Origin of the sequence: Microcystis sp. M083S1, assembly GCF_020246405.1 — a bacterium.
Lineage (GTDB): Bacteria > Cyanobacteriota > Cyanobacteriia > Cyanobacteriales > Microcystaceae > Microcystis > Microcystis aeruginosa_C.
In genome coordinates this window covers 1-11,301 of record NZ_JADBTB010000213.1, presented here as the reverse complement: position 1 = coordinate 11,301, position 11,301 = coordinate 1, and the positions used below count along the sequence as shown (strand labels likewise).

At 41.3% G+C, this 11,301-nt stretch carries 8 protein-coding genes and 1 pseudogene; 4 read left to right on the top strand and 5 right to left on the bottom strand.

What is annotated here, in order from left to right:
* The first annotated feature begins 140 nt into the window (after positions 1-140).
* Positions 141-2,213, top strand: a complete 2,073-nt coding sequence (locus tag IM450_RS19630) for an AAA family ATPase (protein WP_287669260.1) — start codon at positions 141-143, stop codon at positions 2,211-2,213.
* A 29-nt stretch (positions 2,214-2,242) separates the two neighbouring features.
* Here IM450_RS19630 and IM450_RS19625 read toward each other — a convergent pair whose 3' ends face one another.
* The 3 genes and pseudogenes from IM450_RS19625 to IM450_RS19615 all read right to left on the bottom strand — a co-directional run.
* Positions 2,243-4,480, bottom strand: coding sequence for an FUSC family protein (locus IM450_RS19625; protein ID WP_002801630.1), 2,238 nt, complete (start codon positions 4,478-4,480; stop codon positions 2,243-2,245).
* Positions 4,481-4,605: 125 nt separating this feature from the next.
* Positions 4,606-6,051 carry an Ig-like domain-containing protein gene (locus IM450_RS19620; RefSeq protein ID WP_002801632.1) on the bottom strand — a complete coding sequence of 482 codons (1,446 nt, stop codon included), beginning with the start codon at positions 6,049-6,051 and terminating at the stop codon, positions 4,606-4,608.
* Between the two features lie 756 nt (positions 6,052-6,807).
* Positions 6,808-6,903 (bottom strand): annotated as a pseudogene (locus IM450_RS19615) (photosystem II protein D); the annotation flags it as partial.
* A 168-nt stretch (positions 6,904-7,071) separates the two neighbouring features.
* Here IM450_RS19615 and IM450_RS19610 point away from each other — a divergent pair.
* Together IM450_RS19610 and IM450_RS19605 are read left to right on the top strand one after the other, a co-directional pair.
* On the top strand, positions 7,072-8,358 hold the full coding sequence (locus tag IM450_RS19610; RefSeq protein WP_287669265.1) for an RNA-guided endonuclease InsQ/TnpB family protein: 1,287 nt from the start codon (positions 7,072-7,074) through the stop codon (positions 8,356-8,358).
* 291 nt (positions 8,359-8,649) lie between these two features.
* Complete coding sequence (locus IM450_RS19605; RefSeq protein WP_002761217.1) at positions 8,650-8,877, top strand: DNA-directed RNA polymerase subunit omega; 228 nt, start codon at positions 8,650-8,652, stop codon at positions 8,875-8,877.
* Positions 8,878-8,906: 29 nt separating this feature from the next.
* Here the strand turns inward: IM450_RS19605 and IM450_RS19600 are convergent, their stop codons facing one another.
* Together IM450_RS19600 and IM450_RS19595 are read right to left on the bottom strand one after the other, a co-directional pair.
* Positions 8,907-9,698, bottom strand: a complete 792-nt coding sequence (locus tag IM450_RS19600) for a Uma2 family endonuclease (protein ID WP_287669268.1) — start codon at positions 9,696-9,698, stop codon at positions 8,907-8,909.
* Between the two features lie 23 nt (positions 9,699-9,721).
* The gene (locus IM450_RS19595; protein ID WP_287669270.1) at positions 9,722-10,432 is read right to left on the bottom strand and encodes a DUF3782 domain-containing protein; all 711 of its coding nucleotides are present in this window, start codon (positions 10,430-10,432) and stop codon (positions 9,722-9,724) included.
* Between the two features lie 201 nt (positions 10,433-10,633).
* Between IM450_RS19595 and IM450_RS19590 the strand changes: the two genes are divergently transcribed.
* Positions 10,634-11,167: a hypothetical protein gene (locus IM450_RS19590; protein WP_287669272.1), complete on the top strand. Its 534-nt coding sequence runs from the start codon at positions 10,634-10,636 to the stop codon at positions 11,165-11,167.
* Positions 11,168-11,301: the final 134 nt, after the last annotated feature.

Genomic DNA, 11,301 nt, shown 5'->3' with positions numbered 1-11,301 from the left:
TACACGGCAGAAGTCGTCGACATGACAGAAAAGAGCTTCTAGACTAGACATAGATGGGTTGGGGGTGCTGAGTTTATATATTTTTCAGCTTACTAGCCCCCGCCTTTTCTTTCCTCCCTTATCCCGAACTGACGTTAACTATGAAACTACTATCAATAAAGTTATGTAATTTTCGACAATTTTATGGCAAGACTCCTGAGATACATTTAGCAGCAAGTTCTCGCAATACAACAGTAATTTATGGCAATAATGGGGCGGGAAAAACAACAATTTTAAATGCTTGTACTTGGGTACTGTATGAAAAATTTACAGCAGCTTTTGCCGAACCAGAGTTATTAGTTAATAAACGGTCAATTACCGAAGTAACCACGGGAACTTCCATAGAATGTTCGGCAGAAGTAAACTTTGAACATGAAAATAAACGCTATCAGGTAAAACGAAAATTTTTCGCCTACCAAGATGTAAATAGTAAAATTAAATACGGTTCAAATAGTTTATATATGCTCTACGCTGGTGATGATGGCAATTGGTACACACCCAATCAACCACCAGAGGATATTATTAATCAAATTTTACCCGAAAGTTTACACCGTTATTTCTTTTTTGATGGCGAATATATCGATCATCAATTCCGCAGTAGTAGCCAAGGTAAAATCGCCGAGGATACAAAAGAATTATTGGGAGTTAAAGTATTAGACAGAGCGATCGAGCATTTAAAAAAAGCCAAAAAATCTTTACAAGATGATCTTAAAGATTTAGGTGAATCGGATTTAAAAAAGTTATTGAAACAGGAAAGTAAAATTGAGCAGGATTTCGAGAAATTAAAACAGCGTCAGCAGGATATTATTAACCAGTTATCCCAGCAGGAAGAATTAAAAAAAGCCGTGACTAATCGCTTATTAGAGTTAAGTGGTGCCGAGGAATTAAAACAGTTAAAAGAAAAATTAGAACAACAGGAAAGAAATCTGCGGCAAGATTTAGTCAGAACTAAGGATAAGTTAAAGAAATTAATTTCCCAGCAAGCTTATCAAGTCTTTTTAAAAGGAATTAATCAAAATTTTCAGCAATTAATCGATCGCCTACGACAACAAGGGGAATTACCCAGTGGTATTAAACAGCAATTTGTCCAACAATTATTAGAGCGGAAAAAATGTATTTGTGGCCAGGAATTACAGGAAAATAGCCAAGCTTATTTAGAGGTACAAGACTGGATGAACAAAGCAGGAATGGCCGATGTGGAAGAAGCGGCCATTCGCTTATCTTCCACAGTCAAAGAAATGGATAAACGGGTCTTAGATTTTTGGCAAGAAGTGGATAATTATCAAGCTAATATTCACCAGTGGCGCTTAGAATTATCTTTGGTAGAATCAGAATTAGATGAAGTGCGGGATAAATTTCGCCATTATCCCGATGAAGATATTAAAAATCTGCAATCTCGCTTAGATGCGATCGAGGATTCCCTAAAAGATTTACGCTTGGAACAGGGCAGCAATAAAAATCAACTAGATATCTATGAAAAAGAGTTAGAATCCCTGCAAAAACAGGTACAGAAACAGCAACAAAAAGAGGAAAAATCTAATTTAGGACAACGACGTATTTTAGCGACTCAAGAGGCAATTAATCGCATTAGTGAGGTAAGACAGAGATTAGAAAATCAGTTTCGTTTGTCCTTAGAAAAACGGGTACAGGAAATCTTTAGCTCAATTTCTTTTACTCCCTATATTCCCCGTATTAGTCCCGATTACGAGGTAAGATTATTAGAAAATACGACAGGATTCGCTATTCCCGTGGCAGCTTCTACTGGAGAAAATCAGATTCTTAGTTTATCTTTTATCGGGGGAATTATCGATCGAGTGCGAGAATGGAGTCAGAAAAATACTTTGATGGGAATTGATAGCAGCACTTTTCCTCTGGTGATGGATTCCCCTTTTGGTAGTCTTGATCATATCTATCGTCGGCAAGTTGCGATCGCTATTCCTCAATTAGCCAATCAGTTAATTGTTTTAGTGACAAAAACTCAATGGAGAGGAGAAGTAGAAACCGAGATTTCTCCCTATATTGGTAGAGAATATGTGTTAGTTTATAATTCTCCGAAAGCAGATTGTCAAGAGGATTTAATTAATCTTCATGGTGTTAATTATTCTCTGGTGAAACGCAGTCCTAATAATTTTGAATATACGGAAATTATCGAAGTTAATCGATTTTCCTCCTGACTACTAAATTCTCTTGTCATAACTAAATTTTAACTTCTAATAAAACGATCAATTGCTGTGTTCATTACCCCAACACGACTGGATAATTCCACAAGTTCCGTGGTGACAATATTATAATCCCCTAAATATTTCTGGAGATTAGTTCCCTCTTTCTGATGGCCAATTTCTACTAACCTTTCCTCTCGCAATTCTTGCAAATGATCGAGGATGTTTTCTAAAGTATCTTCGAGGGGAGGTAAGGGAAGAGGAGGATTATTTGCTTGCAAAGCTTCGGTTAATTGCGTCAAAGCTTGGGTTATTTCTTGCGTGAACAGACTTAGATTAGGATGGGGAGGACTACCGCGATATTGTTCCAATTCCGTCAATAAAACTGTCACCCCGCGACCAAAACGAGGAATATAATTACTTAAAGTGATTGCCGGTTCCATTTGTGGAAAGGGTGTGCTAGGATCGTCAATTAATCTTTGTAGGGCTGTTTGCATAGTTGTATTTGCTCGTCGAGCTTTATTGCGATGGGAAGATAAAATTACAGTTTGATAGGATGATTCTCCTAAATAAACTGCCATAACTGACTGAAAAAATACTTGATTAGCTTCTAATGCTTTAATGGCAGCGAGGGAAAAACGTTCATCTTCATTAAACCTTAAAAAACCGAAGGAAAGTACAAAGGCTAAAGCACTACCGATTAAAGTATAAACTATTCTGATATACTCTAAATTAATGCCGTCATTGCTGGCATCCAGACGACTGATGATTAAAGCAAAAATTGTGATAAAAAATACGGCCAAACTATAGTGAAATCGCACCAAAGATAAAGCGATCGCTATAGAAATTACTCCAATAATTTCTAACCAGATCGGATTATCTATAACTGGCAACAGTGCCAAAACAAAAAACGAGCCTAAAATCGTGCCAAACACCCGATTAAAAAAGCGTTGAAAAGTCAGGCTAAAATCTGGTTTTAACACAATAACTAAGGTTAAACCAATCCAAAAACTATGGGTAATTCCTAGCTTATTGTAAATCAAAACTCCTAGCGCACTTCCCAAACCCAAGCGTAAACCATGACGAAATAGGGGCGATTCTAGATTAAAATTAGATTTTAATGGTTCCCACCAAGCTTTTTCTTGACCGTACTCTTTTTCTATCCCTTCAAAGTTCCGCTGCCAGGGATTTTTTTTATCTGAAAATTCCTCGCTTTGCCGCAAATGTTGCGCTGTTTCACTGGCTATTTTTAGCTGTTTAGATAATTTTTTTAAACGATTATTTAATTGCGAAATTGCCACATAACTGCTATAATCATCCTGGGCATTTTCTAAAACTTTAGCTTGCAGGTTTTTTTGTTGCTCGATCGCCTTGAGTAATAGCTGCAAGCGCTCACAATCCGGTTGTTTATTTCTACCCAAAATTAACCAGGCAATATCTTCGCTAATTTCCGCCACTTGCACGAGAATATCTTCTAATAAAATACCCACCGTGGTCAGTTGTGGCAAGGGATGAAGATGAAGCAATTCTCGCAGCGCGATTAAGCTGGTATTAATGCGATCGCTATCTTCGATCAAGACAATTAACAATTCCCGCAGCTCACTCTTTCCCCAACGTCCCCGACGCGTCAAGGTGACAGTTTTCCTAGAACGGAGCAACAGTTGCCGGATTTTATCAAAATATGGCTCCTCATCAGCATTAGAACGAGAGTGTAAGGGCAAAGAGCGGAGATAGGTGGCGATACCATGAAAATTTTCCGCCGTTACCTGACGTAAAGGCTGATTAGGGCGAAAAGGCCAGATAAACAGGGCCAAAAAAATTGTCCATCCCCCTCCCAACACAGCAATTCCGGCCCGTTGTAAAGCGACGATAATATCCCCCGATGGCAAAGAAACAGCAAAAAGCAGCAATAAACTAATTACTACCCCAGCTAACGCCCCATTTTCCCCGTAAACTGTCAAATAACCCGCTAGAAACAACCCGCAAAAAACTATCACCACGGTCAATCCTAGCCAAGTACTGGCTAATGTGCCGATAATCAAAGCTAGAGCCATCCCGATAGTCGTAGCGACTAGGGTTTTCGCTCTCAGGCAGTAAAGTCCCCCCACATCGGCTAAAATCAAGGTTTGAGCCGCTAAACCGACCATTAACCCCAATTCTGACTGATCTAAAATATCACCGATAATAATCGGTACCGCGAGCGCCAATAAAGTCCGAATCCCCCGCTCGATCTCGATATCGCCACTAGGACGCAATAAAAAAGCAAATCGCTGAAGTAGCATATAGCACTTATCTTAATGGTGAGGTATGAGGTTTTCGTTTTCGGGAGTCAGTATTCTCCGAGTCACCTGATTAGGTAACGATTTCTCTCCTGTCTCCTGACTCCTAACTCCTTAATTCTGCCGTATTAGGGCAGCCAACGGGGTTTAAAACCGGCGTTGAGTTCTTGAGGTAAAATTTTCGGGGTGCTATTGGGACTGAATTGATCCGGGAGTGGTAATAACCAGAGACGACCATCGGCAATGCTCGATCCCTCCCCAGTGACTAGATCATTTCCGACTCCAAAGGGTATGGTTACTAACTGATCAAATAATAAGGCCACGCCATCGGGAGACATACTCATCTGCACGTCACGATAATTAGGTAAAGCCAGCAGGGGGATCATTTTACCCGTTTCTAGCTCAATAATCGCTAAAAATGGTTCTTCTTTCACCTTGCCATCGCTGCCCATAACCAGATCGCTTTTCAGACAGTAAAGGGTTTTTTCCTGTCGCGGTTCAAATTCACAGCTAATAATCGGATTAGCTGTTCTTAATAGTAGTCTTGACTCTCCCTGATCGTTGAGCAAAAATAGCGATCGCTGATTATCCGGTTCCGATTTTACCATCAGTTTTTGGCGACCATCCCGGGAAAAAGCGAGTATTTTCTCGTAGGTGGGCAAAAATTGCGGTTTTCCCGCTTGGACATCCAAAGGAATCACCGCTACCCCTCCCGTTTGACTGACAACCGCTTTTTTACCGTCGGGAGATAGTAAAAAATTATCCGCTTGTATTCCTAACGGTCGCGATTGTCCATCATCCCTGATTACCCATAAACTGGCATCCCCCGGATTCCCATGATTAATTCTCTGCACGATTAGGGTTTTGCCGTTATCTGAGAGATTAAAGCGAAGATTTTGATAGGTTTTCGCATCTAAAAACCTTTCTATACGACCACTGGGCAAATTTTGACCATGTTCGTCATGATTTAAACCCGTGGTAATTGTATAAAGTTGCTGTTTCGGGGTATCCCGTCCTAAGTCAGAGCGATCGAAGGCCGAAAATAAAATTCTCTCCCCCCTCGGATACATTTGAAAATCCGTGACCACCAGATCCGCAGGGGTAAGGATGGTTTTTTTCAGTTCTGTGACGTTATTTGCCCCCTGAATGATATTACAGACGATTAAACGGCCTCTTTCCTCTTGGTTGACTCCAATATAGGCAAAAGCTCGATCGTGGCTGTAAAATTCGCCGATAAAGTCCTCACCTTGGGCAATGGGTAACTTTACTTGATATTTCTTGCCGTAGATGGGCAATTCCGTCAAGGTATAGGTCAAGCGATCGCCAGACCAGCTAATTTTACCCGGCAAGGGAGGATCGATCACCAGGCCGGTTTCTATGTCGGAACGGTCAATCGGTCGATTAAAACTTAAAGTAAAATAATTGTCCCTAACGCCGATTTTTCGCCCTTGCCAGCTAAAATTCTCCCCTCGCGTAGGAACTTGATTTCCTTGTATCAAAATCGACGATATCGCGGCAATTAAGGCCAAAATAGTCGCTAACACTAAGCGATCGAACCAAGCTAATCTTTTCATCAGTTATCAGTTATCAGGAGTCAGTTATCAGTAGTCGGTCGTCGGTCGTCAGGAGATTGCTTTTATTTATTCTCCCATCTCCCCCCTCTACAATAATTACTCCCAACCAGAAACACCTTGGCTGCATATCATACTTTGTGCTTTTTGTCAAAAAAACTTTTTTTTTGCAACAAAACTACATAAAAAAAAGATCATCGTTGTGGGTGAAATTGACTGATTTACCCGTTTTAATTAGGATCACCTTCTAGGTGTGGCGAGGGTTTTAACCATTGCTGCCCAAAAAAGCACAGAACAGCCCACTGTGAAATTTTATCAAATCGCTGTAACCATCACAACATCGTTGTTAAATAATAATCTTTCTCAATTAATTCTTAAGGATTTATAAATATTGCGGAATGTTAATTTAAATATTCTCAAGTTTTTACGGTCAATAAATAATTTTTACTTATCTTTGTCCAAAATTGGGTTAGAAGTCAGGAGTCAGGAGTCAGGAGATTATTTTTATTTATTATCCCCACACCCCACACCCCACACCCCACTCCCCACACCCCACACCCCACACCCCACACCCCACACCCCACACCCCACACCCTACTTTCTTATCAGCTTTAGTAATGATTGTCATCGGTTTTTTCAATCGAATAAATAAAAACGCCCCCAAAAAGGAAGCGTTTTTTAACTTATCATGAGGACTTAGCAAAATGTGTGCAGAGTTAGAACGCGGATGTTGGATGGGGATCCAGCATCTGTTTATTTTTAACCATTGATCGCCGCTGCCGTCAAGGCCATGGGGATAGCATCACCGGAAGCTAAATCGAGGGGGAAGTTATGAGCGTTGCGTTCGTGCATTACCTAAAATGTCGGATGAATGCCCCCGCTACATTTTTCGACAAGATACTCAGCAAAATTAACGGCAAATGAAATCCGACCAGAATATTAGCAACGGAGCATCGGTTTAATTCCACCATCTGTGGGTAAACTGTGTTATGATTAATTTAACCAATGGTCGAGGATTGTTAGATGCTAGTCGTAGAAGCAAAGCTAAAAAACGGAACACCAGAACAATACCAAAGACTTGATGAAGCTATTAAAACTTCTCAGTTTGTGCGTAACTCTTGTGTTCGTTATTGGATGGATCATAAGGGTACAACCCGCAATGATCTCCAAAAACTTTGTGCGGTACTAGCTAATAATAAAGGGACACCTTGGGTTAATAAATTAAACTCTCAAGCTCGTCAATCGGCTGCTGATAGAGCCTGGCAATCAATTACTAGGTTTTACCATAATTGTCATGCTAAGATACCGGGGAAAAAGGGTTTTCCTCGGTTCAAAAAGCATAGCCGTTCGGTTGAGTATAAACTAACGGGTTACAAACTATCAGATGATCGACGTAAAATTAAATTTACCGATGGCTTTAAAGCAGGAGAATTTGATTTATGGTGTAGTCAAAAAACCTTAGTTTATTATTCAGAGCAACAGATTAAACGAGTAAGAGTTGTTAGACGTGCTGACGGTTATTATTGCCAGTTTCTGATTGACGTAGAACGGCAAGAATACCATAAACCGACGGGACAAATAACAGGAATTGACTTAGGGTTAAAAGAGTTTTATACTGACGCTCAAGGCAACACTGTAGAGAATCCACGTTATTTAAGAAAGTCAGAAAAACGACTTAAAAAAGCACAACGACGATTATCAAAACAATTTCGTCAAGGAAAGAAACAGTCTAACAACTATCACAAGCAACGGATAAAAGTAGCTAAACTTCATCTTAAAGTGTCAAGACAACGTAAAGACAAAGCAATTAAAGACGCTTTGGCGTTAGTCCAGTCTAATGATCTGGTAGTTTATGAAGCTTTAAAGGTAAGAAACTTAGTCAAAAACCGTAAGCTATCTAAGTCTATTTCTGATGCTTCTTGGTATCAATTCACTGAATGGTTGAATTATTTTGCCAAGATTTATCGGATTGTTTGTGTTGCTGTCCCTCCCCATTTTACTAGCCAAGATTGTTCAGTTTGTGGGACGAGAGTTCAAAAAACATTAAGCAATAGAACTCATCAATGTCCTAACTGTAAAACAGTCTTAGATAGGGATCATAATGCAGCAATAAATATTCTTAAAAAAGGGTTGCAATATTTGGGAAATCATCTCAACGGTACTGTTGGGCAAACAGAAACCGACCCAAACGCCTTGGGAGAGTCCGACCTCTGGGTTTTTAATGGAGACATTGAGAATCTAAGCTGTCTCGTTGAACAAGGAATTTCTAACAGCGATGTGGAAAGAATCCCCCGTCACAGCGTAGCTTGACGGTGGGAGTATGTCAATTTGCAGTATATGTTCAAGCCTATTTATAGGCACTGCGATTGTCTCCCTTTTTTGGGTTTATTTATTTCAAAAATTATCTCTTTATTTGTATATTTTTAAACTTGTATAAAATTGATTTAAGTTTTGTAAAAAATAGTTGACAAAATCCGATCGAGATCAAGGATAACCCTATCCTTAAGGTGGACAAAATATGGTAAGGTGGACTGAGTAATAAAACTTATCACTAAAATCAGTGACAAGTGCCAAATTCACCAGAGAAGGCTAAATATAACTATGTCCAAACGGTTTAAATTCGACTCCTCCGAGATGATTTATCTCACCGATAAACTGATGAATGCGGCCAGCAATCGTTACTCAATCGTCGTGCAAGTCGCTAGACGGGCCAAACGCGTCCGCTACGATACCGTAGAAAATATCGATGACCCGATGATTAAACCCGTCCAACGGGCCTTGATGGAAATGACCGACGAATTAACCGAACCGGAATTATTACGCGATTAATCCCCTAAAATTGCCGAGGAACCCCACCCCTAAACTTCATCCGGATTGATCCCCAGCGATCTTAGTCTTTCCGCTAGTCGTTGGGCTTTTTGTTCCGCTTCCTGTTTGGCTAAACGTTCTTGCTGGGCATTCAAACGTTCTTGCTGGGCGATCAAACTTGCTTGCTCGGCCATTGCCGCTGCTGCCCTCGCCCTTTCCTCTGCGGTTAAATAGCGATTTCCCGATCGATCATACCAATACAGCCATTCTCGCACCCAAGCGATATGTTCTCCCTGCTCATATCCCAAGGCTAACCCGATTTCTGGCAACCATACCCGATTATTTTCAGGCTCTAAAAGCTCGTATTTCCCCGCTATCAGCTTATAAACCTCTAATCTCTCTCTATTTTTAAACCTTCCCCTTCTACCGCTCAAGGGATTATAAATTGCATAGTAGAGAACGCCTAGGGTTTGATAATCCGCTAACTTTCCCTCATATTCCCCGTTATATTTCTCGGAAATCACTTCCAGGGCCAATATCGGCATAATATAAGCTTCTTCCCAGAGAACATAGCTTAATCTTCCCCTTTCTCCGGTATCGTGTTTGACTCCAATGGCTAAAAATCCATCCGGTATGATTGCCGGTTCGTCGGGATTGTAATAAACTCCCATATCGACACCAAAATACCAATCATCCCGCTCCGCCCAAATAAATGCTAGTAAACTGAGTAATAGATTGGGAATATCGTTCTGTAACTGGTTATCCACGGCTGTTTCGTCAGAACAGGGTAATTCTTCGGCACTGGGAAGAAGGCGATTTTTATTGTAGGAAAGGTTAACCATAGCGATTGTTTTGACTAGGGAAATTACCAAGTATTCGGTTGAAAGTCGGCATCATTAATAATGACCACCGTATCCCCGGAGGGTTTAATCACAAATAGACCTTTTTTATAAGCGTATCGATCGATCCCCTGGTTGATTTCAATTCCCGCCACCGCACCGTAAGCTTGATAGTTTTGATAATGGGGAAAAGCGATTTTAAAACGGGTCAATTTTTCAATAAATTCATCCACATCATCTTTAGATAATCTAGATTTACATTCCACCACCACGAGATCGGTATCATCTACCGCTAGAATATCAATTTCCATGGCGATGCCCTGACGCTTGACTCTAGCGCGGGGATAAACTTCTTTAATATCGATGCATTTTTCCTGAAAAAGCCGTAAAACCGCCGGTTCTACTAATTCTTCCACAAATCGACCCCAGCGAGTGGTGAGACTATCTACCGCTTTGCTGGTTCGTTCAACCGTCCGTTTCAGTTCTGCCATCGAGCGATCGCTTTCTAGCTTAGATTCGGCCAGGAGGTTCTCTATTTCGACTCTATGGCGATCATATTCCGCCTTGGATTCGGCAACCAGGCGATCATATTCCGCCTTGGATTGGGCAGCCCGGCGATCATATTCCGCCTTGGATTGGGCAGCCCGGCGATCATATTCCTCAGCCCGGCGATCATATTCCTCGGTGGAAGCGCGGAATAGCTGGTAAATATCCTCAAGAGTTACCGGTTCACTCATAGACTTACCTCTAAAACACCCCTGATCATTTTAGCGATTCTGTCGAAAAGCCGGACGAGAGCCAGAGAGCAAAACGGAAATAAATATTAAGAATTATTTAAAAGACTTGACAAATGTGCGGGGGGGGGTACGGTTTTTCTGGAATTTACTTGGTTCCAAAACTTGCATAATCCTTACAACGCTCAAAGAGCTTGATTTTAGATGAAACTAACGATTATGGGCATTTTATCTGGGGTTGCCTTTGCGAATCTGGGCATCTCTGGCATTGCAGAAGCTTTTCAACTGATTCCTTCTGGTCTTAGTCTTGGTAATCAGTATCGCTTGGTGTTTACTACCTCCGGCACAAGAGATGCTACATCGACGAATATTGACGATTATAATACTTTCGTTACCACTCAAGCTAACCAGAGTAGCGCGCTGACAGCGTTGGGAACGACTTGGACGGCGATCGTTTCCACTTTCTCTACTAACGCACTCACCAACACGAGTACCGATCCATCCCCAAGCGGTGTTACTGGCGTACCGATTTATTTGGTGTCGGGTCTTCGTGTCGCTGATTCTTACGACGACCTGTGGGATGGTTCCATTCAGAACCCGATTTATAGTGACGAGACGGGAAGCAGTGCCTCGTTGGGTGCGAACCAGGCCGTATGGACGGGTACGAATCCAAATGGCGGAACAGGGACGGGTTTAGGGACGGTTTCTTGTGGTCTTAATCTAATTAGGGGCTGCTGAAAAAGTTTTTCGTGGGGGCAGGGTGTGGGGTGTGGGGTGTGGGGTGTAGGGTTTTACCGATTTTGAGGTAGTCAGTTACCTAATTTTCAGGGAAAAAGTCCAGGAATTTTACCCCCGATCACTCCAATGGTAGG

Bases quoted from the DNA above. Each gene is read 5' to 3' on its own strand.
- IM450_RS19630 (WP_287669260.1), top strand. From the start codon at position 141: ATGAAACTACTATCAATAAAGTTATGTAATTTTCGACAATTTTATGGC.
- IM450_RS19625 (WP_002801630.1), bottom strand. From the start codon at position 4,480: ATGCTACTTCAGCGATTTGCTTTTTTATTGCGTCCTAGTGGCGATATC.
- IM450_RS19620 (WP_002801632.1), bottom strand. From the start codon at position 6,051: ATGAAAAGATTAGCTTGGTTCGATCGCTTAGTGTTAGCGACTATTTTG.
- IM450_RS19605 (WP_002761217.1), top strand. From the start codon at position 8,650: ATGTCCAAACGGTTTAAATTCGACTCCTCCGAGATGATTTATCTCACC.
- IM450_RS19590 (WP_287669272.1), top strand. From the start codon at position 10,634: ATGAAACTAACGATTATGGGCATTTTATCTGGGGTTGCCTTTGCGAAT.
- IM450_RS19610 (WP_287669265.1), top strand. From the start codon at position 7,072: ATGCTAGTCGTAGAAGCAAAGCTAAAAAACGGAACACCAGAACAATAC.
- IM450_RS19595 (WP_287669270.1), bottom strand. From the start codon at position 10,432: ATGAGTGAACCGGTAACTCTTGAGGATATTTACCAGCTATTCCGCGCT.
- IM450_RS19600 (WP_287669268.1), bottom strand. From the start codon at position 9,698: ATGGTTAACCTTTCCTACAATAAAAATCGCCTTCTTCCCAGTGCCGAA.